This window comes from Bradyrhizobium sp. 482_C4_N1_8, assembly GCF_052075965.1.
Lineage (GTDB): Bacteria > Pseudomonadota > Alphaproteobacteria > Rhizobiales > Xanthobacteraceae > Bradyrhizobium > Bradyrhizobium barranii.
The window spans coordinates 4,856,608-4,875,391 of the sequence record NZ_CP197231.1 but is presented as its reverse complement, the minus strand read 5'-3'; the positions used below and the strand labels follow the sequence as shown (position 1 = coordinate 4,875,391).

Below are 18,784 nucleotides of genomic sequence, written 5' to 3'. Positions count from 1 at the left end.
GAACATATGCAGGCTCATTCGGGCAAAGCAGCTACTTGCAAGGCGGCCAGCCCAGCTCGACGCTTTTTCGAACAGCCAATCGCATTGACCGTTCTGTGCAACGATCGACATTGCCCCGTGGAATCCATCTTGCGGCGCAACTACGGAACAACGTTACATCTGTGAGATTCGCGGAACGAAAGGCATCGTCAGTCTTTCTCTGACTTTGGGAGACGCCCATGACATCTCAGGCCGTAGATGGTGCGTGCGCGTTCGCGTGGCGGAACTACTTGCTGCTCCACAGTGGCATCAGCGAGAACGACGACAGGTGTTCCGCCCTCTATCGCTACGTCGCTCATCTTCGTAATACCGGCGAAGATGATTTCGATCTCTTGCAAATAGCGGCAGTCGCCTATTTGAGAAAACTCGACGAATTGCATGACGACCGATGTGCGAGACTCGCGGCAGATCAAGTTTTGGCCGAGTTTTCAGCATCACGCAATGCACAATCTGACACGTAGCTTTAGGCCATAACACTAGAGCGAAGGAGCGAACCAGCATTTTGACGAGATCCAAGACGTCAAAGTCACCAAGGATATGCTCGATCTCGCAAAGCACATTGTCAACCAGAAGTCCGGCACGTTCGATCCCGAGAAATTCGAGGACCACTACGAAACGGCTCTGATCGAGCTCATCAATCAGAAGCGCGCCGGCAAGCCGATCACTCCGAAGGAGCGTCCGCGCGGCGAAAACGTCGTCGATCTGATGGACGTGGCGGAAAAGCGTCGGGGGCGCCGCAGCCGTAGCCAAGGTTCCAAAAAAGTCGGCCAAGAAGGCCAAAGAGACCTCGGCCGTTCAGAAGGAGATGTTGATGCCGATCGCCGGCAAGAAGTCGGCGAAGGAGGCGGCCGCCAAGAAGCCGGGGGCCGGGACGCGGCGGAAGTCCGCATAGGAACGAGCCGTCGGGAGATCGGTTGCTCCGACGCTATCGTAGGAGGACCGCATGGATATGAAAGAAACCTCGGCAATGACGGAAGCCTCCGGGCTGACGAATGATGACGGCGGCATAGAGCAGGCTTCCTTAGCGAGGTCGAGCCGCCAGGCGGATGCGAGCCGTCGCCCGTCGCATTCGCATGATGCCGCGATGCGCTGGGCCGAACAGTTGCGCGAGATGACTTTGAAGGCGCCGCTGCAATCCCTGTTTGTGGCGTTCCTGCTTGGGATCTGGGTGGCGAGTCGGCGCTAGGCACCCGTGGGACCGGAAACCTTGCGCACCGGACTGTAAATAAGCGCCGAACTTTGACCCCCATCGGCTTGTGATGGTTCAAGGGTGTCGATGGTGTTGGGCGGGGTCAGCCTTGGGCGCCGATCGGGGGGCAAACCATGCGCCGAATAACAGGTCGTTCGCCACTTCAAGGGCGATCTCGCCGGCGGAGGCTTGATCAAGCGGTTTAAGTTGCTTCTCGAGCAGCTTCCTTCGAACAAGCAGAACGCGGACGAGATCATGCACATGGCTCGGTTCGATCCGAACGTGGCAGCTCCTGCTGGAGCGGGCTGTAAAGAACCCGAACGTGCCGCAGTACAACATTGACTTGCGTCGTCTTATCGCGGCCGCCAACGCATCCCGTGAAAACTAAGGGGCTTAGGATGCCGTGGATTGCAGCTTACGACCTCAGCGAATACCGTAGTCGCGGAAGCGAAGAACGCCCGCCAGGCTCGATATGCCCGGCGCATTCCAGTCACGGCTTATGGTGATCGTTTCGGCCGATGTATCGACCGTACCGTAGCCGGCCCTGCTGACCCCCAGGCTGCTTCCGAGAAGTTCAGCCGCGGCATACGCAAGAGCATCGGGATCGTCGATCCGACGGATGAAATCGCTCAGGGTGTCAAGGACGGACATGCGGTCGACCGATGGCGTAGCCCGTAACGTCATCGATCCCCCTTTGTGTCTTTGAGCATATTGATTTCTTAATATTTCAGGGGCGTGCCCTGAGCCAGGCGATCCGCAGAGGAATTGCATAACGGCGGGCAGCAAGCCTAGGTTCCCGTTCCGGATATGCCTACAAAAAGCAGCTGCTAACCGTGGTTCGGACGGCCGAGGGCGTGAGGCCGAGGGGTTTCCCGAAATCCTGCCAAAGGACCAATTCGCACTGAGCTGGATCATCCGCGGAATGCGTCCTGAGGACTTAGCACCAAGTATCGATGAAGAGTGCCGCGCGACATGAAGCCCATAGCGGCAATCGCGGTAACGGAGGGATGTCCCTGGATGCCGGGCCGGACTTGCCGACCACGTCTGATGCCCCGTGAATCCAACACCTCGTCATCGTTGCCGTGACGACCGCTACCGGCCAATTACGGAAACTGAGTCCGTCAGGGGAGTGGCGCCTACCTGGTGGCCCCGGGGCCGGTCAGGAAGGACATTGTTGCAGGCCCGCCGCTTTCGGCCATTGCCGGGGAGGAGCCGTAAGCTCATCTTATGGCGCCAACGGCCCCGGATCGATTAACCGGGCTCCGCTTGCGAGCAATAGAAACATCGCCTGATAACCGCGATATCTCGCGGCCATTCGCGTTCTTTCACGGCCCTTACCCAGGGCAGTGCCAGACTGGTCGCAAACTCGCCATTCCCAACCACGACGATTGCGATCGATCAATATAAGGTCCAGCATTGAAGCTAAGCCACCCTGGATGCTGCACCGGTGATTGGACCGTCGAGATTCAAGGAAAATGGGAAAGTCGTCGTCGATAGCGCATCAATAGCGATTTGCTCCTCCGAGAGTCGCTTCATCAAGAACTCGCGCTCAAGATCTGAGAGCCGAGTGCTCAGCAGGCGGCGGTAGCGGTGGACGTTGTTGCGATGGGCGCGAAGCCGCGCTAGTTTTTCGTCCGTTGTCATCTGAGGCTCCGAACTTCACGCCGCGGCCGCACGTTCGGTCGAACGGAGACGGTAGGGCTTTCCGCCGGGTGGCGTCCGGGGGCCACCGTCCAAGGCGCGCAACGCGTCCAAGATTTCGTCGATCGATACCGGCTTCTTGAGGCCGGCAGGTGCGCGCATCGACGGGCAAGAGGCGATCGCGGACGCGTCGGACGCCCATGATGCCAAGATTGCGCGCTTCTCGGCCAGCGTCAGGGCAGGGTGATCCAGAACGTCTTTGGGTGTCTCAAAGACCGTGCCGGGATGAAGCAGCGCGTCGAAGTCGAAAACGTTGTCGTCAGCGGTCGTCGGCCGCATGGTCCTCTCCTTTTCATTGACGAATGGATGGGAGCCGCACGACTTGCAGCGCGGCTCCATGGCGCCTCTACTAGGCGGCGGCTTTGGCTTCCAGCTTCCGCACGCTGCCGGTCGAGGCATCGCCGATCGCAATCCGGCGCGGCTTCATCGCTTCCGGAATCTCGCGGACGAGTTCGATGGTCAGCAAGCCGTTGTCGAATGCGGCGCTTTTCACCTGGACATATTCGGCGAGGCTGAATTGGCGCTTGAAGGCGCGGTGCGAGATACCGCGATAGAGGAAATCACGTTCGGTCTTGTCGGATTTGCTGCCTTCAACCGTCACCACGTTCTGCTCGGCGGTGATGACGATATCCTCGGGCGAGAAACCCGCCACCGCCAGCGAGATCTGATAGCGATCCTCCGCCATCCGTTCGATGTTGTAGGGCGGGTAATTGTCCTCGCTGGCCCGCTGAGCGGTTTCTGCGAGGTCGAAGAGGCGGTCGAAACCAATGGTCGAGCGCCAGAGGGGGGCAAAATCGTAGGTGCGCATAGCCAAATCCTCCTAAGAGCAAGATGTCTACGAGCGGCACCGGACACGGTGCCCGTCTCTTGGCCCGGGCCCATGAGGCGCCCGGACACCATCGTCAGATGGCGACAAAAAAATTAGCAAAGCCGGTTTTGGTTTCAAGAGGGGGCTGAAAAAATTTTGCCACCGATCGCCGCGCCGTTACAGGTCCTCGCACCCCTTGAAGAACGGATGCCGCACCTTCCCCTCGGCCGACTTCGCTTGGTATTCGATCTCAGCAAGCAGCTTCGGTTCGACCCAGATGCCTTTGTGCGCAATCCTCTTGGCATAGGGCTGTGTCTTACGGACCAGCGGCTCGAGGCGCCGCCGCAGCTCGGCCGCCGATGTCTTGTCGAAGCCAGCTCAAGGGCGCCTCGACGAAGATCGTGCTCGTCGCCTTCGACCTGCTTTATCTCAACGGCAGGGACCTCCGGAATGTGCCGCTGTTGGAGCGCAAGGCGGCGCTGAAGAAGATCATCACCGGCAGCGACCTACAGTTAAGCGATAGCTTCGAGATCGATGGCCGCGAGATGTTCACGCACGCCTGCAAGGTGGGGCTCGAAGGCGTAGTCTCGAAGGTGCGTGACAGCATCTACGCCAGCGGCCGGGGCAACAATTGGATCAAAAAGACATGCGCCCAACGCGAGACCTTAACAATTGCCGGCTTCGCGCTCGACGAGGGCAAATGGGACGGTATTTATCTCGCGAGGCGCAAGGGCGACCACCTAATCTATGCCGGCAAGGTCGACCATGTCGTTCTGCAAGACGGAGAAATCGGTGCTGCCATCGGCGGCCGGCATCACGACCTCGCCGTTTATGATGGCCGAGCTCGCCTTGAATCACCCGAACCCACCCTTCTTCAGGATTTGCCGCAGTGTATCCGATTTGCTACGCGTCGCTCAAGAAAACGCGGATTTCGAATCCGTCGAGCAAAAGATTGCAATAATTGCGATAGCCTTCTTCGTCGCAACTTCTTGCAACCGGCCCATGATACTGCGGCTTTCCAATCAAGAGCTACCCGTCTTAGCAACGTATGCCTGACAGCAACGCTGCGCCACCGCGGCCTGAACTGTTACGCAGTAACATTCTCCAGACGCGCCTTTCATCGGAGGAACCGGAACAATGCTCTGGCCCAGCGGTTGACGGCGCATCAACAACCACTGGAGAGAGTGGACATGAAAACCCGTCTTGCGATTTCATTGGCTGCTGTGTCGCTGCTGGCGGCGTCGACTGCGGCCTTTGCCCAGTCGACGACCGAACAGGGCGCTAGGGACGGCGCGCGTGCGGGTGGCGACATCGGTGGCCCGGTCGGCGCGATGGTCGGCGGCACCGTCGGTGCGGCCGTTGGCGCCGGCCTCGAAATTCCGAATGCCGTGCTCGGCGGAATTCCGCGCGACGACTCCGTCGTGATTCACGAGCGCGTCGTCGTCGGCGAGCCCTTGCCCCCGACCGTGGTCTTGCGCCCGGTGCCGAACTACACCGAGTATCGCTACGCGGTCGTGAACGACCGCCGTGTCATCGTCGAACCGCGCACGCGCCGGGTCGTGAAAATCATCGACTGATCGGTCAAGGCGTGTAGGCTGTTAAGAGCTAAGGCCCCGCGGAGCGTCACTCCGCGGGGCCTTAGTTCGTCATTGCCGAATTGGCGCGAACCGCCGGTGCGGTTGGGAGATCAGTCGTTGCGAGAAGGCCCTAGGCAACTGTGGCGGGCTTCTCGTGCTCGAGGCCGCCGAGCCGGGTGTACGATAATGGCGGAGAGACGGCCCCGGCTGCAGGGGTCAAGGGGGTAGGCCGAGGCCGCTCCGCCAGCTCTGCCGGCGAGCCAGCGACGACTCAATAATTGCCCGCGCTCGTCGTTCCTATTGGGACCATCATTCCAAAAATGGGCACTGGCTTGTGTCCGACCTTAGGCGCTGGCCGTACTTATTGGTTGCGGGAACAAGTGGCAATTCCACGAGTTTTCGAACCGTCTGTGTTGCATGGTTATGCGCCGAGGCAACGATGAAGACCAAGCTACCCGGGAAGTTGTCCCACTACGATAAGATGGCCGCCTCCGCTCAGCAATTTTTCAAGGAGGCGACGGCCTGTCGCGGGGAGGCGGCTCGCAGCCTCGACCAGGTCGATCGAGAAGGCTGGCTGAAGCTTGCGGGCGAATGGACAGAGCTCGCGCTCGCGGCCGAGCGGGGCCAGATTTTCCGCCGGGATTAGCGATGGATGCGTCCCAACAGGACGTGTTGATTGCTGGATTGAGCCCTTAGAGCCGGGGCCGTCTCTCTACCGTTGTCATATCGGAGTAACGTATGCGTTCCTCGCTCTCGATCATGCCAGCCGCCCCTCTCGACCACAACATTGCTGAGTGCCGCGAACATGCGGATCACTACAAGAGACTTTCTGACCACTACAAGAGACTTTCTTCCGCGAGCGGCATCTCCAAGGACCGCGCCACCGCCCTGAGAAACATCGCCCGAACCTATGTCGGTTTGGCCGGCCAACTGGATAGACTGGCGTCTCTCGCGCGGAACGAGCAGACAATGGAGGTGAAGTAAGGCGGCACTGGCCTGCTTGCGACTTCACGGACGCTGTTCGTATTTCAACTTCGGTGTCCCAAGCGGATCCCAATTTGCCAACTTTTCCCGACCGCGGTTACTACCTTTTAGTTGATCGGGGATATAGGGGGGACCACTTCCGTTTACCCGATGCCAGCATAAAAAGAGCAAGAAGACCGAAGGGTCACCTTCGAGCATCCGTTGCCTGCGCAAATGATGGCCATTGATGGCACGTGGCGTCGCGCGTGCACGCTTAAGGAGGTCTCAAATGTCGGAGCAACACTTCAAGTTGAGACCTCGATTGAGGGGCTGACCCTGAACGAGTTCTTTCTTCTGCTTTCGTCCACTGGACTTGCCTATCGTCGCTGTCAGCTCGAACGAGTAAACGGCGACCAGTTGCGGGTCAGCTTCATCCGCGAAAAGGTCAAGGCCAAAAAATCCTCCGACAGGAGCTGGACCCCGGATTTCAAGACTGCCAAACTTTCCCGGGAACCTTTGGCTTGTGTGCACTTTGTAACCTCCAGTTCACGTGTGCTCGGCGGAAAACTATGACGGAAGTGCTGCCGACAGTTCTTCTGGTAGAAGACGACGATGCGATCCAAGGCATTGTCGAGGAAGCATTGAGGGAGGGGGGCTTCGAGTTCACCAGCGCCAAGACCGGCGAGGAGGCGGTAACACTGCTCAAAGGTCGGCTCGTTGCATACTGCGCTCTAGTGACTGACATCAATCTGTTAGGAAGCCTCACCGGCTGGGAGGTCGCGCGGGCGGCACGCGAGACCGATCCCAATTTGCCCGTGGTCTACATATCGGGCGCAGCGGCCCACGACTGGCCGGCACAAGGCGTTCCCAACAGCATAATTCTTCAGAAACCGTTTGCCCTCGCGCAGCTTACAACGGCGGTCTCTCAGCTCCTTAACGAGCGCTCGGTGGCCGATTTAGGCAAGGCTTGAGGCGAGAGATGACGCAGGCATCAATACTCCTCGTGGAAGATGAGGCGCTTATTCGAATGATGCTTGTCGAGATGGTCGAGGAACTCGGACACAGGGTCATCGCTGAAGTGGGGAATATAGATGATGCGCGATCCGTTGCCGAGATCGGGGAATACGATCTCGCGATCCTCGACATCAATTTGCATGGTATGAACGTGGGGCCCGTTGCCCAAGCAATAAGGAGACGAGGGCTGCCGTTCTTTTTCTTGAGCGGATACGGCAGCAGCGGCGTGCCGCACGGATTTGAAGGAACGCCCGTCTTAGTCAAACCGTGCACGCTGGATAAGCTTAGGCACACAATCGATACTGTTTTGCCGAACGGAGAAACTTGAAAGCGCAAGACAACCGTTGCGGTTGCCCTTTGCGAAGCAAGGCCGCCTCAGTTGGCGGGCTACCCCGCCCAGCACCTCCTATTTGCGAGTCAGCAGATCCTCCCCGGGCGGCGTCCGCTTTCATGCTGCGATCACCAGCCGCGCTCGATCTCATATCTGAGCCCGGCGCCAATCCGCTTCAATTCATCTTCTCACGGAGCTTTCGGATGAACTCGCGAAGGTCATTCGCATAATCCTCAACGATCCGGCGCGCCTCCTCCAAGCGAGTTGGCTTGGGCTCGGGTTCGGTTGGCTTGGGCTCGGTATCGGAAGGCTTGTTCATGGCAGAGGCCTTGAACCTAGATCGCCGGCAATCCTTGATCTAAGTCAACGGACCTTCGTGCTAGCTCCCGCAATATCCGCGATCATGATGTGAGTCTGCGTATTCATCATCGTCGCCAGTACGGCTCGTCGCTTTTGGTATCAGGGTTGTGCCGGTTCTTGCCGATCGAAATCGGCAAGCCGGCTCCTGTCGTTTAACATGATCTCTCGCTGATCGCCGTCGAGGAACGTAAGGACGCCCGCTTTACGCAAGCTAGATAGCACGCGAGAAACCGTCTCCAACGTCAGGCCGAGATAGTCCGCAATGTCGCGACGAGTCATCGGGAGCGACACATTGTCTGCTCCGGTGCGGCAATCCATCTCAAGTAAGAAGGCGGCAACCCTTTCTACCGCGGTCTTGCGGCCCAGAAGCAGCATATGGTTTTCTGCGTGCTCCAGGTTGCGGGTAGTCATGCTGAGCAGGTTGTGCGAGACAACCGCGTCTCTTGCGGCCACCAATTGAATGCTTTCTCGCTTAATCAGGCGCGCGACGGTTTCGACGACCGCCTCTGCGGTAAATCGATGCGTGTCGCCATTCTCAATCCCGAAGATATCGCCCACTAAGTGAAAGGCGGCGATTTGACGCCGACCGTCCGAGAGCAACTTGTAACTTCGCACCGCACCATGCTTGACTTGATAGACATACACAGCGGGCTCTTTTTCACCGAAGATTTCGGTGTCTTTTCGGTATTTAAATTCGCTGAGGCCGATGATTCGGTTGAATGTACCCGCTAAACCGAATTCATCGAGCGTATTGGGCTGAGGTCGTCGATCCGTTGTGATACGCACAAACATCGGTCATTCCTCTTCCGCATCAAATCCTTTGAATAATCCTTTGCCACCAGGTCGTTCGACGAGCGACCATATTCATTCCATGTCCCTTAGATCATTGTACCAAAGGACAATGTCAGGTTGCTGGCGTCCCCGGCCGCAATGTTGCGTTTCGAGGAGCTCGCGCGCGGACGCCTCCGGGTCTGCATAGGGTCGTTCTGCGGTGTGCTTCTAGATTTTTGCGGTTAGCGCGGTGGCGCTCATAACAGAGCCGACGTGCGATCTATCCAAGAGGGCGGAATGAAACTTTTGGTCCCATGGGCTATTGCGCTACGTGAGCCAAATTTGTTGTTTGGGAGGCCGCCATATGGCCAATTCTGTTCGCCCATGGACCTCGGAAGACCTTGAGACGCTCAAGGCGATGGCCGGGAATCACCGCCGCGAAGAGATAGCCGCTGAATTGAACCGAGGCGTCTCGTCGGTGGCTGTTAAAGCGCGTCAGCTCGGTATCTCTTTGCGATACCACGCCATGCCAAAGCGTCGACCTTCAACAGCCGAGCCAGCGCCGGGTCATTGACTCGATTGTTTCGAATCTGCGTTACCCTCTTGCTAGAGCGGAAGTCCGCCACCGTCAGGCGACCCCGCGCAAGGGCAGCGCGAGCTGCGTGTCGAAGCGCCTTGTGGCGTTGGCGGCGATGAAGTCTTGCAACGCAGACGAGACCTCGGCGTCGGTGTCGGCCGCGCGCCGGGCCAACGCATCGGCTACCTCGGAAGTCGCGTCCCGCGACCACCCCTCGACGGGATTGAAGGATACAATCCGGAGCGGATAGGCGTACTGGCCCGAGGGTCGAAATCGGGGGGCGGGTGCATCGGCCTTCTCGGGTCAGGTGGTTGCAAGGGAGGTCTTTTTTCGGGTAAACGGGGGTCAGGTTAAGGGGCGAAACGGGGCGAATCTGTCGCGCTTTGTGGAACTTGGTCACACCTCAGCCCAGTTTGCATTGCTCGGCGACAAGGTTCGATCGCCGACTTCGGCACCCATGTATGCGGCACATCAGTGGATTGCTCGCCGTTTCAAGCACGACCCAAACGGAAAGCAGAAAGCAGAGGCTCATGCCCACAATCGCTTTGGTCGACGATGACAGCAACATTCTCACATCCGTCTCGATCGCGCTGGAGACGGAAGGCTACCGCATCATGACTTACGCCGACGGCGCCTCCGCGCTCGACGGCTTCCGCACCACCCAGCCCGATCTTGCCATTCTCGACATCAAGATGCCGCGCATGGACGGCTTGGAAACGCTGCGCCGGCTGCAGCAGAAGTCCAACCTGCCGGTGATCTTTCTGACCTCCAAGGACGAAGAGATCGACGAACTGTTCGGCCTCAAGATGGGCGCCGACGACTTCATCCGCAAACCGTTCTCGCAGCGCCTGCTGGTCGAGCGCGTCAAGGCCGTGCTGCGCCGCTCGGCGCCGAAGGACCCGACTGTCGCGCCGAAGGAGAACAATGCCAAGGCGCTCGACCGCGGCCTGCTGCGCATGGACCCCGAACGGCACACCTGCACCTGGAAGAACGAGCCGGTGGCGCTGACCGTCACCGAATTCCTGATCCTCCAGGCGCTGGCGACCCGCCCCGGCGTGGTGAAGAGCCGCAACGCGCTGATGGACGCCGCCTATGACGACCAGGTCTATGTCGACGACCGCACCATCGACAGCCACATCAAGCGGCTGCGCAAGAAGTTCAAGGTGGTCGACAACGAGTTCGAGATGATCGAGACACTTTACGGCGTCGGCTACCGCTTCAAGGAAGCCTGAGGCTCACGCGCCTTCACGAAAGACTGAGAGCATCGCCGGTTCTCGTTCCATCGGGACCGGGATGGCTCTAGCGATAGGGGAGTTTGCAGGACGCCCTCGAGGTTGGTGTCAGCCTCATCCGTCTCGCGCCAGGCGCAACCGGCGCGCTCCAGAGTCTTCAAGCACCAGATAGATATCGCGGTCGAGGCGGTCGGCCGGCACGATCGAGGGCGAGGAACGCATACGCTACTCCGATACAACAAGAGCGAGAGACGGCCCCGGCTGCAGGGGCCTAGGGGGTAGGCCGAGGCCGCTCCGCCAGCTCTGCCGGCGAGCCAGTCAAATATCAGCCGCCCTTGTGGTTCCTTTTCCAAACTGAAGGGGGCGCTTCCGTATTTAACCAGTGTCATAAGACTGATTTTAACGGGCGCTAACATGGTAGAAGGCAAGCCAGCGGGGAAGGCGCTGCTGTGACCCGCACGGCCAACAGAAGGCAGAGCCAGTGATCAACATTGCTGAGTGCCGAGAACATGCTGACCTCTACAAGAGACTTTCTGGCGCGAGCGGCATTTCCAAAGATCGCGCCGACGTCCTGAAAAACATCGCCCGAACTTATGTGGGTTTGGCTGGCCAACTGGACAGACTGGCTTCTCTCGCGAGGAACGAGCTGAGGTAGGTGGCCGGCCTGCTTTCGGCATCAGTCGCCTAGTTTGATTTGGGCGTGGCCTGTTTTACGAAAGAAACAATTTGAGGTTGGCGTCGTTCTGGTCTGATGAGACGGTATTATTTTGACATCAGAGAGGGTGACGAGATTTTCCCGGATGAGGAAGGTCTAGAGTTCTCAACCATAGAGAAGGTGCAGGAAGAGGCGGCGCGCTCGCTTGCCGATATGGCCAGAGATGCCGTCCGCGCCTTAGGGGGCGATAGCCAAAAGCTGTCGATTGAAGTCCGGGACGAGAGCGGTCCGGTGCTCCAGCTCAAATTCACATTCGCGGTCGAACGGCGCAGGCATTGAGGCCGCCTCCGTTGGCGGGCTGTGTTCCTTCTGTCGGGAACCCGAGTTCTGGTTTATGGTCCGGAGATCACCGCCCCGTCCGAGGCGCCCATTGGTGACTGAGAGTGCTTCATGCTCCCGCCCTCTATGCCAAGCGGAAGCCATGTGTGAGAAGTGCGTTCAGTACGACGACAAGATCGCCCGGTATCGGCGCCTGTCATTCCGAATCAACGACCGACAAACGCTGGACGGAATTGCAGTCCTGATCGCACAGGCGACGGACGCAAAAGCCGTCGTCCATCCATTCCCGCCCAAAGACTGAGGACGGGCTATTTGTGCGGCGAGGTTTCGCCTTTCATAGCTCCTTGCTGGCATTCAGGCGTTCGCCCTTGCATGTTTGTCCCTATGGAGACGCGCGAAGACTTCCTGCTTAAGCTAGCGACGGTTTTGGATGACGTCGGGTCGAACCAGAAATTGATAATTCGGGACCGTTACATCGAGCGTGCGTTTGGCGGCACGCGTGCCATCGCGATTGCAGAGGCGGAGGTCTTTGCCCGGGCGCACGGCTGCACTTTTCGCTACAACCGCATCAAGCGCCAAGGAGAGTTCACCCGTGCTTATCCGGCAGGCGGCAGGGCGTGAGGTGGCTCGTCGAGAGCGCGGGCTACTGCTGGTCGTTGGGTGCGGAAAAGCAAGTCCGGCGGCCGGTTCACGCTGGCGGGCCAGAACTTCAAGTAAGCATCCAGACGGAGAAAACGACACAGAGGCAGCTTGCACCTATGAATGCGAGACCCAAAAAGAAGCGCTCGGCAAGGTCCATTTCCATGGCGTTCCCCTCCGGCTGCCCGCGATAAGTAACATTCAATTGTGATCCGAGGTTCCCGCGTTATCGCGTGGAACTTGTGTTCACTAGGGCACAGACCACGGAACTGCCCGCGCGTTAGGCTGCAAGAACTCAAACCCAACGGTTAGGACCCGTAAGATCGAGGTGTGTCATGCAGCGACGCCGTCGTTTTAAACAAACTGTGTCCCTCGAAGAACGTCTTGCCCAAGAAGCCGTACGCTTAAGAGAGCTAGCCAAGAAGCTCCCTGCCGGCTTCGAGCGAGAAGCTCTCCTCCGCAAGGCCAGACAGGCCGAGACCGGCTCGCACTTGAGCGAGTGGTTGAGATCACCCGGACTGCAGCCGCCAGAATAGGAACACGCGAACATTTCTTCTATGCTCTCCCTCGAATGAGGGCGGCTTATGACCCGGTACTACTTCGACATCCGGGACGACACTGGTTTGTACCCGGACGAGGAAGGTCTGGAATTCGACACTCAGCAAGAGGCCGAGGTCGAAGCCGCTAGGTCGCTTGCGAACTTGGCAAAGGACTTTGCCACCATACGGCAGGACGTTTCCGTGGAAGTGAGGACAGAAGTTGAGCGGGTGTTTCAAGCCGCATTCATTTTCGACAGAAGTAGGACGAAGCAGTAAGGACGGTTCCTATTTGCGAGTCAGCAGATCTTCCCCGGGCGGCATCAGCTTCACGTAGGTGCCGCTTTCATGCTTCGATAACCAGCCGCGCTCGATGGCGTATCTGAGCCCGGCGCCGAACTCGCTCCCGCTGCCCTTCAGCTCGATCATGAACTGCCCGTTGATCCGCTCGATGTAGATGCGGCCGTCCTGCACGGCCGCGACGCTGGCCGCGAGCTCGACGAGCTTGCGCGCGGCCGCATCCGGGTCTGCATAGGGTCGTTCTGCGGTGTGCTTCATCGTCGTGTCCCATTGGCCGCCCGCGCGGCGGTGATGTGTGCGCGGTGAGGGTAGCTCTCCGCCGTTTTCCAGCTGTCGAACGTGGTGCCGCAGACGCAGCGCATCAGTGTGCTCCGGATCTCGCTGTCGAGCTTCTCGCCCCGCGCCCGCTTGGCCGCAACCTCGGCCCGCCAGTCGCGATCTTGGCGCCATTCGGCGAAGGCGGTGTCTGGGATGGTGAGCCGCAGCTCGGACCACGCGGCCTCGAAAGCCTCGCGCGCGGCTTCGAAGGTGGCGGCTATGCCACTCCGCCATGTGCCTGGCTCCATGCCACGATAGAAGCCGATGGACCAACCCCATTGATCGGCGTGGATCGGTACGCCGGCGCGCGCGCCGATGGTCCCGGTGCGGACGTCGGTGAAGTAGATCTGCCAAGATTCCTCGTGCGGATTGTTACCGCGGCGACGGGTGAGGGCGGTCATTCCACAAGAATAGGGGCAAGTCAGGCGCGGCACCAGTCGCTGGATTTTGAGGCCTGCTCTGGTCTCAGGGCTCTATCTGTTGGTCAACGCTTAAGCGCTTCGTGCGGCCAGAGCTGCACCTTGTTATCGTGCGCCGCGTAGCGCTCCGGTGATCACGCCAGTGCGCGCCGCTCGCGCTCCTCAGCCCAAGCAGTAAACGTCGCATGCGCCCAGGCCGGCGAGGACGGCGGGATCGCACCTCGGGTCTGCACCCCTCCAGCCGATCGGAGAGCAACAGCACGTCAACATAGGCGACGCCATGTTCGCGCGCGATAGGGAGATGCGGGAATGTCGTCCGCCCAACAACGTGCTTTTCTATTTCCCATAAACGCGCCGCTGACAGCCGTGCCGACCCAAGGGCAAGGGCTGGTCGTTCAGTTCTTCAGTCTGGCAACACACGACTGGGAAGTTTCAGATGCACTGCCGGGCGTCATAAAAGCCACCCCGACCCTCCCAGTACGTCGGCGTCCCATAGTACCGGTGGGTGCGCGCTTCCCAGTCTCGATCCTGCCATGAGTCATCACTGAACTCAGGCGCGTCCCTCAGCTGTTGCTCGGTGATGTTGGTTCGAAAACCACCAAGCGCGACGTATCGTATTTTAGAGCGCCCCACGGAATGCGGTAATGGCTATGGCCCAATCCAACATATCCACCCAAGCTCAAGACGGCATAAGCCACGCGACCTGTGACCTTGTCGATGATGAGGTGATCAATCTCACCGATGTTCTTTCGATCTGCTCCATAAACCTCGGTCCCTTGAATGTAGGTTTTGTCGGCCTAACTCGGCCACTCCAGGGGTGTTCCTAGCTTCGGAGAATAGTGTCGCACGCCAATCATCAATCTATCGTCGTCGACATCGATTCAAACAACCTCCAGCTCCGATCCCATGGCGAAAACCTGTATCGGAAGGCGAAGTGGGCAAAGACGAGGATAATGAGGCCGCCAACTGAGCGGCCCTATTTTAGGTGGCGATTTTGGCCCCGGTGAACTCAGCCACTCGTCAATGTTGGCGCTGCTCTTGCGCGTCCGGAACGGAAGGCGCCATCCTTTGTTCAATCGTCCAGAGAGTTCAAAGGAGAAGGGCTATGATCGCTAACAGATTTATGATCTTGGGTGCGTTGCTCGCCTTCAGCGCCAACTCCGTTTATGCCGGTCCCTGCACCACGGTGAGCCGCGATGCAGGATCAGGAAATGTCCCGGGCTATACGGGACAAACCACTGGTTCCACAGCAACTGATTCTAAGCAGCAACCGCCGACATCTTCGATGAGCAAAGCCTCGGAGAATACCGCAACGTCGTCGGAAGATGCTCAGCGCCAGATGCAGAGCCAGCCGACCGCTGCCGAACAATCAAAGGCGACCCACCCCGCACCCTCTGCCCAGTCACCGGATCGAACGGCAGGCACCGTCGAGCAGACCCGCCCCGCGCCCACGGAACAATCAAAGAAGGCGACGGCCGGTGCGGCCGAGCCCGCGCCGTCCCAGAAAAAGGTAACGGCGGCCGACCAGGACTGCGAGTAAGCGCGGGGGTCAATGGCTTCAAGAGGGAACACTGGCTAAACGCCTGATATGAAGTGGTCCTCTGCACCACTGGACCGGGCCGGTGCCGATTGCTTCCGCTTCCGGTCCGAGGTTGAAGTCGATCGGCGCACGTTGGCTGCAACCCATGACAGCCTTATGCGGTCACCGACCGCACAAGGGCGTGCCGACTGGTCGACGCTCGCGCGATCTTGCCGTCCGTGCCAAAGCCGACGACGTGGAAGACTTCCTTCCCGATGGATGCCGATCGAGGCCAGCGGCTGTGTGGTGGTGTCCATGGGATGTTTCTCCGGATGCTGCAGGGTAGTCTTTCCAGACTGATCCCGCGGAGGAAGCAGCCGGTCCATCCCATTAGCGGACCTTGCGACGCGCTGGTTGGTCGTCTCAGGAGTCGCGATACCCGGTCAGTTGTGCTGACTTTCGGATGAGCCGGAGATCATATAGTTTCTTTAATGCTGCTCATTAAGACAGGACATGCCGGCATCTCCGTTTTAGCGAATGGCAGCGCGATTGCCGTCCGCACGCATCGCCCTCTCAACGAAACCGACAGTCTCTTTGTGCGGTCACGAGGACTAACCGCGCGCACGGCACGCGAAGAGCGAAGGCCGCCGGGGCTGGCTGAGTTGGCGAGCCCTACTTTCAGCTAAGCAGCCACAGAGCGAAAGAAGCGCTCCCGTCCAATGTCGTGATCGAGCTTTAGGCACGGCTGAGACTGCCGTCGGGAAAGCCGGCGGCCGATTTAAGTTGTCTCGGATTGATCTGTGGCAAATGCTGACACCGGACCAAAGACTATACTGGAGACTGGTTTATGGAGCTCTGCCATGATCATAGAGCGCTTATCCCAAGAGCATCTCAACATTGAGAAGCTGCTGGCCATCCTCGAGCGGGAACTCGAGGTATTCGACCGCGGGGACCGTGCTGACTACGAGGTCATTCACGCGGTTATCAGTTACTTCGAAGTCTACCCAGAAGTTTATCATCATCCCCAGGAAGACTTGGTATTTGCCAAGCTGAGGGCACGAGATCCGGCTGCTGCTGCGAAGGTCGGCGATCTAGCTCGCGAACACCAGAAAGGGGCCCAACTTTTGCGCCGCGTCGCTCAGGCGGTCGACGGCGTTCTCGCGGAACGTGAGATTCTGCGCCAAGATGTGGATCTTATCGTTCGGGATTTTATCGCGCACGAGCGCCGTCACATGAGGATGGAAGAACGCGATTTTTTTCCCGTGGCACTTAAGGTTCTCAAGCCTCAAGATTGGACTGAGATCGCTTCAGCCGCAACGAGTCACAATGACCCGCTATTCAGCGACGTTGCCGAGGAGCGGTTTGACACGCTGCGCGCACATATTGTGCGGCTTGAGCAGGAGGCTGACGCCGAGCGTAAGTAATCGCTATGGCGTCGCGCCGTGCATTGTGCCGCGCGACGCTGAGGACGCTGAGGTCAAGCGTAAGGCAGAGTCAGAATTGAGCTGCGCCTTTGCTTGCGCGCTCACATACGCTTGCGGCCCGAAGCAGGAGGCTATGATGCCGCTCCACACCGACAATCTCGAATCGACCATGCGCTATGCATTGCTGACAACGCGTGCTATAGCCCTCTGTCCTTTCCATCCCGAGGTCATGATCCGCGTCGGAGACAGCGACGCTGAAACACATGCTTATTACCGCGCCAGAAGCATCACCAAGAGTGATGGCACGTGCTGGGAGCGTGAAGATCTCATGGAGGAGATTGTGCGCCAACTCACGGATGCGGCCGACGGCGTGTGTCCTCGGTGTGCGCAGCTGGTTGCTTCCCATAACTGACGGGCCGCGCCGTCAGGACACCGGAAAGGGAAAACCGAGGCAAAGAATCTTAGTGTTGGCTAGCTGACAGCATGCTCGTTCACGCTGGTTGGCTTTCGGCAGGATCGCGGCAAGACAAACCTCACGATGGCCGGCCTTCATGGAGACGCGCGAAGACTACTTGCTCCGGCTGGCGAGTGTTTTGGATGTTCTCGCGATGGACGAGCGGCTGATAGTTCGCGGCCGATACATTGAGCGCGCGTTCGGCGGTACGCGTGCCCTCGCGATTGCAGAGGCAGGAGTCTTTGCCCGCGCGCATGGCTGCGCGTTTCGTTACGACCGCATCAAGCGCCAAGGAGAGTTCACCCGTGTATATCCGGCAGGCGGCAGGGCGTGAAGTGGCTCGTCGAGAGCGCGGGCTACTGCCGCTCGTGAGTGTGGGAAAGCCGCCAGCTATTAGCACACAGGGGCGCCGCCGAGGGTTGGCCGGACCCGCCAAAAGACCTTGCCGAGTACTGCCAGCGCCACCGCATCAGCTTCGACCGGATGCTCGGCTGCCGTCTGATGGGCCTCAACGAGCGCCGCTGCCGACAGACGTAGCTGCCGAGTGCCGAACAGCTCGCAGCGAGGTATGCTCCACTTTCGCCGGAGGATCAGGCGATTGACGCCGAGATCAGGCGCATCCTGGCCCAGCGTGGACCAATGAAGCCGCCGTCGCCGAGCCCATAGGAGGCGCGACCGGCAGCGGCTGATGACGCACCGCCGTCGGCTGAAGCGCTGAAGACGATTCCGCGGTTCGCGCTCGGCCGGCGACTCCGCTAACTTAATCCTGTAATCGGTGCCCGCCGATTGCCAATATCTCAGTCAAAACTCCCGCCGGCTCGCAAGGTCGGCGGGTTTTCTTCGACCGAGCTTCGAATGACAGATGCCAACCGAATAGTGCTGGCGCAGCTCAATACATCGTCTCTCAGGCCTTACCGAAACTCGGCGCACGTCCATGCGCAGGGCTCGGCTCAAGATCGAGCGCCTTAAGGCACGGTTAAGACGCATCGAACGGGCTACTCGGCGGTCCGACCCAGCGGACCGCTTCTAAGGACAGCAAGTTTTCGCCCACGGAACGCGTGCGAGCTACTGCGTCGCGGGTGTGGGCCGTTCGGGCTGCCGACCCGGCTGTGACAAAAGGCACTTCTGCGAGTGGCATCGTGGACCTTGCGGCAAATCTTGGAACTATATGCACGCTTACTCGCATAAGTTTTATTGCCACAGTTTTGCACCACAAAGGGATCAGCATCTGCCAATGGGGGGCATGGCCGATGAAACGAGACCTGAAAGAGCTCCGGCGGATAGAGCAGATCTGTCTAGCTGAGGCCGCGCTTGCCACGATGGATATCGAGCGGATCGGACTACTGAAGGTCGCCGAGGATTGTAGGCGCTCCGTGGACGAGATCGAGGCGCGGGCCGCCCTTCAGAGTCGAGTTCGCAGTTTTTTGGGGGTATCGTGGATACGCAGACACCAATTGGCCCGGTCGCGTGGGCGTGCGGTCTGATCGGCCTAGCGCTGTTCGTCGCGCTCTATCTTCCTTGGTAAGCCGATCGCGAGTCCATCACAAAGGCCCGCCGGTTCACGCTGGCGGCTGGGCGCTGTTCGTTATCATCGCTCTGTCCGCATGTAAGGGCTGCGC

Annotated in this window: 24 protein-coding genes and 5 pseudogenes; 19 read left to right on the top strand and 10 right to left on the bottom strand. The window is 59.3% G+C overall.

Features of this window, described 5'->3' with window-relative positions:
• Window positions 1–218: 218 nt before the first annotated feature.
• The 3 genes and pseudogenes from AB7Z56_RS23425 to AB7Z56_RS23415 all read left to right on the top strand — a co-directional run bounded on the left by AB7Z56_RS23425 (window position 219) and on the right by AB7Z56_RS23415 (window position 1,225).
• Window positions 219–500 carry a hypothetical protein gene (locus AB7Z56_RS23425; protein ID WP_085398433.1) on the top strand — a complete coding sequence of 94 codons (282 nt, stop codon included), beginning with the start codon at window positions 219–221 and terminating at the stop codon, window positions 498–500.
• 34 nt (window positions 501–534) lie between these two features.
• Window positions 535–931: pseudogene (locus tag AB7Z56_RS23420) on the top strand (Ku protein); the annotation flags it as partial.
• A 51-nt stretch (window positions 932–982) separates the two neighbouring features.
• Window positions 983–1,225, top strand: a complete 243-nt coding sequence (locus tag AB7Z56_RS23415) for a hypothetical protein (protein WP_063983370.1) — start codon at window positions 983–985, stop codon at window positions 1,223–1,225.
• A 435-nt stretch (window positions 1,226–1,660) separates the two neighbouring features.
• Here AB7Z56_RS23415 and AB7Z56_RS23410 read toward each other — a convergent pair.
• The 5 genes and pseudogenes from AB7Z56_RS23410 to AB7Z56_RS23390 form a co-directional block, all read right to left on the bottom strand.
• A pseudogene (locus tag AB7Z56_RS23410) lies at window positions 1,661–1,912 on the bottom strand (hypothetical protein); the annotation flags it as partial.
• 738 nt (window positions 1,913–2,650) lie between these two features.
• Complete coding sequence (locus AB7Z56_RS23405) at window positions 2,651–2,872, bottom strand: hypothetical protein (RefSeq protein ID WP_084794892.1); 222 nt, start codon at window positions 2,870–2,872, stop codon at window positions 2,651–2,653.
• A gap of 15 nt (window positions 2,873–2,887) precedes the next feature.
• A complete protein-coding gene (locus AB7Z56_RS23400; protein ID WP_063979757.1) occupies window positions 2,888–3,208 on the bottom strand; it encodes a hypothetical protein in 321 nt (106 codons plus the stop codon).
• 70 nt (window positions 3,209–3,278) lie between these two features.
• Window positions 3,279–3,737 (bottom strand): Hsp20 family protein, encoded by a 459-nt coding sequence (locus AB7Z56_RS23395; RefSeq protein WP_231141859.1) that lies wholly within the window; start codon window positions 3,735–3,737, stop codon window positions 3,279–3,281.
• A gap of 177 nt (window positions 3,738–3,914) precedes the next feature.
• Window positions 3,915–4,064 (bottom strand): hypothetical protein, encoded by a 150-nt coding sequence (locus AB7Z56_RS23390; RefSeq protein WP_441256831.1) that lies wholly within the window; start codon window positions 4,062–4,064, stop codon window positions 3,915–3,917.
• A gap of 41 nt (window positions 4,065–4,105) precedes the next feature.
• Here AB7Z56_RS23390 and AB7Z56_RS23385 point away from each other — a divergent pair.
• The 7 genes and pseudogenes from AB7Z56_RS23385 to AB7Z56_RS23355 form a co-directional block, all read left to right on the top strand.
• A pseudogene (locus AB7Z56_RS23385) lies at window positions 4,106–4,504 on the top strand (ATP-dependent DNA ligase); the annotation flags it as partial.
• Window positions 4,505–4,927: 423 nt separating this feature from the next.
• Window positions 4,928–5,314 (top strand): DUF1236 domain-containing protein, encoded by a 387-nt coding sequence (locus AB7Z56_RS23380; protein ID WP_231145284.1) that lies wholly within the window; start codon window positions 4,928–4,930, stop codon window positions 5,312–5,314.
• Window positions 5,315–5,753: 439 nt separating this feature from the next.
• A complete protein-coding gene (locus tag AB7Z56_RS23375; protein WP_231141861.1) occupies window positions 5,754–5,960 on the top strand; it encodes a hypothetical protein in 207 nt (68 codons plus the stop codon).
• A gap of 92 nt (window positions 5,961–6,052) precedes the next feature.
• Window positions 6,053–6,298, top strand: a complete 246-nt coding sequence (locus AB7Z56_RS23370) for a hypothetical protein (RefSeq protein WP_084795134.1) — start codon at window positions 6,053–6,055, stop codon at window positions 6,296–6,298.
• A gap of 201 nt (window positions 6,299–6,499) precedes the next feature.
• On the top strand, window positions 6,500–6,850 hold the full coding sequence (locus tag AB7Z56_RS23365; RefSeq protein WP_341850513.1) for a PilZ domain-containing protein: 351 nt from the start codon (window positions 6,500–6,502) through the stop codon (window positions 6,848–6,850).
• Complete coding sequence (locus AB7Z56_RS23360; RefSeq protein ID WP_085398163.1) at window positions 6,847–7,248, top strand: response regulator; 402 nt, start codon at window positions 6,847–6,849, stop codon at window positions 7,246–7,248. Before AB7Z56_RS23365 ends, AB7Z56_RS23360 begins: the two co-directional genes overlap by 4 nt.
• An 8-nt stretch (window positions 7,249–7,256) precedes the next feature.
• Complete coding sequence (locus AB7Z56_RS23355; RefSeq protein WP_084795133.1) at window positions 7,257–7,619, top strand: response regulator; 363 nt, start codon at window positions 7,257–7,259, stop codon at window positions 7,617–7,619.
• A gap of 462 nt (window positions 7,620–8,081) precedes the next feature.
• Here AB7Z56_RS23355 and AB7Z56_RS23350 read toward each other — a convergent pair whose 3' ends face one another.
• Window positions 8,082–8,774: a helix-turn-helix domain-containing protein gene (locus AB7Z56_RS23350; RefSeq protein WP_063983365.1), complete on the bottom strand. Its 693-nt coding sequence runs from the start codon at window positions 8,772–8,774 to the stop codon at window positions 8,082–8,084.
• A 607-nt stretch (window positions 8,775–9,381) separates the two neighbouring features.
• A pseudogene (locus AB7Z56_RS23345) lies at window positions 9,382–9,594 on the bottom strand (hypothetical protein); the annotation flags it as partial.
• Between the two features lie 266 nt (window positions 9,595–9,860).
• Here AB7Z56_RS23345 and AB7Z56_RS23340 point away from each other — a divergent pair.
• The 5 genes from AB7Z56_RS23340 to AB7Z56_RS23320 all read left to right on the top strand — a co-directional run bounded on the left by AB7Z56_RS23340 (window position 9,861) and on the right by AB7Z56_RS23320 (window position 13,010).
• Window positions 9,861–10,562 (top strand): response regulator transcription factor, encoded by a 702-nt coding sequence (locus tag AB7Z56_RS23340; RefSeq protein WP_441256425.1) that lies wholly within the window; start codon window positions 9,861–9,863, stop codon window positions 10,560–10,562.
• A gap of 751 nt (window positions 10,563–11,313) precedes the next feature.
• Window positions 11,314–11,556 carry a DUF6894 family protein gene (locus AB7Z56_RS23335; RefSeq protein ID WP_014494428.1) on the top strand — a complete coding sequence of 81 codons (243 nt, stop codon included), beginning with the start codon at window positions 11,314–11,316 and terminating at the stop codon, window positions 11,554–11,556.
• 372 nt (window positions 11,557–11,928) lie between these two features.
• A complete protein-coding gene (locus AB7Z56_RS23330) occupies window positions 11,929–12,177 on the top strand; it encodes a hypothetical protein (protein WP_014494430.1) in 249 nt (82 codons plus the stop codon).
• A 353-nt stretch (window positions 12,178–12,530) separates the two neighbouring features.
• Window positions 12,531–12,731: a hypothetical protein gene (locus AB7Z56_RS23325; protein ID WP_231141863.1), complete on the top strand. Its 201-nt coding sequence runs from the start codon at window positions 12,531–12,533 to the stop codon at window positions 12,729–12,731.
• A gap of 48 nt (window positions 12,732–12,779) precedes the next feature.
• A complete protein-coding gene (locus AB7Z56_RS23320) occupies window positions 12,780–13,010 on the top strand; it encodes a DUF6894 family protein (protein WP_014494432.1) in 231 nt (76 codons plus the stop codon).
• 9 nt (window positions 13,011–13,019) lie between these two features.
• On the opposite strand, the gene AB7Z56_RS23315 is transcribed toward AB7Z56_RS23320, so the two are convergent.
• The 3 genes and pseudogenes from AB7Z56_RS23315 to AB7Z56_RS23305 all read right to left on the bottom strand — a co-directional run bounded on the left by AB7Z56_RS23315 (window position 13,020) and on the right by AB7Z56_RS23305 (window position 14,550).
• Window positions 13,020–13,289: a hypothetical protein gene (locus AB7Z56_RS23315; protein ID WP_085398671.1), complete on the bottom strand. Its 270-nt coding sequence runs from the start codon at window positions 13,287–13,289 to the stop codon at window positions 13,020–13,022.
• Window positions 13,286–13,750, bottom strand: a complete 465-nt coding sequence (locus AB7Z56_RS23310; protein WP_231141865.1) for a hypothetical protein — start codon at window positions 13,748–13,750, stop codon at window positions 13,286–13,288. The genes AB7Z56_RS23315 and AB7Z56_RS23310 overlap by 4 nt, the downstream gene beginning before the upstream one ends.
• Before the next feature lie 450 nt (window positions 13,751–14,200).
• Window positions 14,201–14,550 (bottom strand): annotated as a pseudogene (locus AB7Z56_RS23305) (PRC-barrel domain-containing protein).
• Window positions 14,551–14,873: 323 nt separating this feature from the next.
• On the opposite strand from AB7Z56_RS23305, the gene AB7Z56_RS23300 reads away from it, so the two are divergent.
• The 4 genes from AB7Z56_RS23300 (at window position 14,874) to AB7Z56_RS23285 (ending at window position 17,499) form a co-directional block, all read left to right on the top strand.
• Complete coding sequence (locus tag AB7Z56_RS23300) at window positions 14,874–15,308, top strand: hypothetical protein (RefSeq protein ID WP_187387703.1); 435 nt, start codon at window positions 14,874–14,876, stop codon at window positions 15,306–15,308.
• An 839-nt stretch (window positions 15,309–16,147) separates the two neighbouring features.
• Window positions 16,148–16,711: a hemerythrin domain-containing protein gene (locus tag AB7Z56_RS23295; protein ID WP_231141873.1), complete on the top strand. Its 564-nt coding sequence runs from the start codon at window positions 16,148–16,150 to the stop codon at window positions 16,709–16,711.
• A 136-nt stretch (window positions 16,712–16,847) separates the two neighbouring features.
• A complete protein-coding gene (locus AB7Z56_RS23290; RefSeq protein ID WP_231141875.1) occupies window positions 16,848–17,123 on the top strand; it encodes a hypothetical protein in 276 nt (91 codons plus the stop codon).
• 139 nt (window positions 17,124–17,262) lie between these two features.
• Window positions 17,263–17,499, top strand: a complete 237-nt coding sequence (locus AB7Z56_RS23285) for a hypothetical protein (protein WP_085398194.1) — start codon at window positions 17,263–17,265, stop codon at window positions 17,497–17,499.
• The last annotated feature ends 1,285 nt before the right edge of the window (window positions 17,500–18,784 follow it).

Excerpts from the sequence above, each read along its gene's own strand:
- AB7Z56_RS23300 (WP_187387703.1), top strand. The coding sequence starts at position 14,874 with ATGATCGCTAACAGATTTATGATCTTGGGTGCGTTGCTCGCCTTCAGC.
- AB7Z56_RS23295 (WP_231141873.1), top strand. The coding sequence starts at position 16,148 with ATGATCATAGAGCGCTTATCCCAAGAGCATCTCAACATTGAGAAGCTG.
- AB7Z56_RS23415 (WP_063983370.1), top strand. The coding sequence starts at position 983 with ATGGATATGAAAGAAACCTCGGCAATGACGGAAGCCTCCGGGCTGACG.
- AB7Z56_RS23350 (WP_063983365.1), bottom strand. The coding sequence starts at position 8,774 with ATGTTTGTGCGTATCACAACGGATCGACGACCTCAGCCCAATACGCTC.
- AB7Z56_RS23380 (WP_231145284.1), top strand. The coding sequence starts at position 4,928 with ATGAAAACCCGTCTTGCGATTTCATTGGCTGCTGTGTCGCTGCTGGCG.
- AB7Z56_RS23370 (WP_084795134.1), top strand. The coding sequence starts at position 6,053 with ATGCGTTCCTCGCTCTCGATCATGCCAGCCGCCCCTCTCGACCACAAC.
- AB7Z56_RS23330 (WP_014494430.1), top strand. The coding sequence starts at position 11,929 with ATGTTTGTCCCTATGGAGACGCGCGAAGACTTCCTGCTTAAGCTAGCG.
- AB7Z56_RS23315 (WP_085398671.1), bottom strand. The coding sequence starts at position 13,289 with ATGAAGCACACCGCAGAACGACCCTATGCAGACCCGGATGCGGCCGCG.
- AB7Z56_RS23360 (WP_085398163.1), top strand. The coding sequence starts at position 6,847 with ATGACGGAAGTGCTGCCGACAGTTCTTCTGGTAGAAGACGACGATGCG.
- AB7Z56_RS23355 (WP_084795133.1), top strand. The coding sequence starts at position 7,257 with ATGACGCAGGCATCAATACTCCTCGTGGAAGATGAGGCGCTTATTCGA.
- AB7Z56_RS23340 (WP_441256425.1), top strand. The coding sequence starts at position 9,861 with ATGCCCACAATCGCTTTGGTCGACGATGACAGCAACATTCTCACATCC.
- AB7Z56_RS23400 (WP_063979757.1), bottom strand. The coding sequence starts at position 3,208 with ATGCGGCCGACGACCGCTGACGACAACGTTTTCGACTTCGACGCGCTG.
- AB7Z56_RS23395 (WP_231141859.1), bottom strand. The coding sequence starts at position 3,737 with ATGCGCACCTACGATTTTGCCCCCCTCTGGCGCTCGACCATTGGTTTC.
- AB7Z56_RS23290 (WP_231141875.1), top strand. The coding sequence starts at position 16,848 with ATGCCGCTCCACACCGACAATCTCGAATCGACCATGCGCTATGCATTG.
- AB7Z56_RS23375 (WP_231141861.1), top strand. The coding sequence starts at position 5,754 with ATGAAGACCAAGCTACCCGGGAAGTTGTCCCACTACGATAAGATGGCC.
- AB7Z56_RS23285 (WP_085398194.1), top strand. The coding sequence starts at position 17,263 with ATGGAGACGCGCGAAGACTACTTGCTCCGGCTGGCGAGTGTTTTGGAT.
- AB7Z56_RS23325 (WP_231141863.1), top strand. The coding sequence starts at position 12,531 with ATGCAGCGACGCCGTCGTTTTAAACAAACTGTGTCCCTCGAAGAACGT.
- AB7Z56_RS23310 (WP_231141865.1), bottom strand. The coding sequence starts at position 13,750 with ATGACCGCCCTCACCCGTCGCCGCGGTAACAATCCGCACGAGGAATCT.
- AB7Z56_RS23405 (WP_084794892.1), bottom strand. The coding sequence starts at position 2,872 with ATGACAACGGACGAAAAACTAGCGCGGCTTCGCGCCCATCGCAACAAC.
- AB7Z56_RS23335 (WP_014494428.1), top strand. The coding sequence starts at position 11,314 with ATGAGACGGTATTATTTTGACATCAGAGAGGGTGACGAGATTTTCCCG.
- AB7Z56_RS23425 (WP_085398433.1), top strand. The coding sequence starts at position 219 with ATGACATCTCAGGCCGTAGATGGTGCGTGCGCGTTCGCGTGGCGGAAC.
- AB7Z56_RS23320 (WP_014494432.1), top strand. The coding sequence starts at position 12,780 with ATGACCCGGTACTACTTCGACATCCGGGACGACACTGGTTTGTACCCG.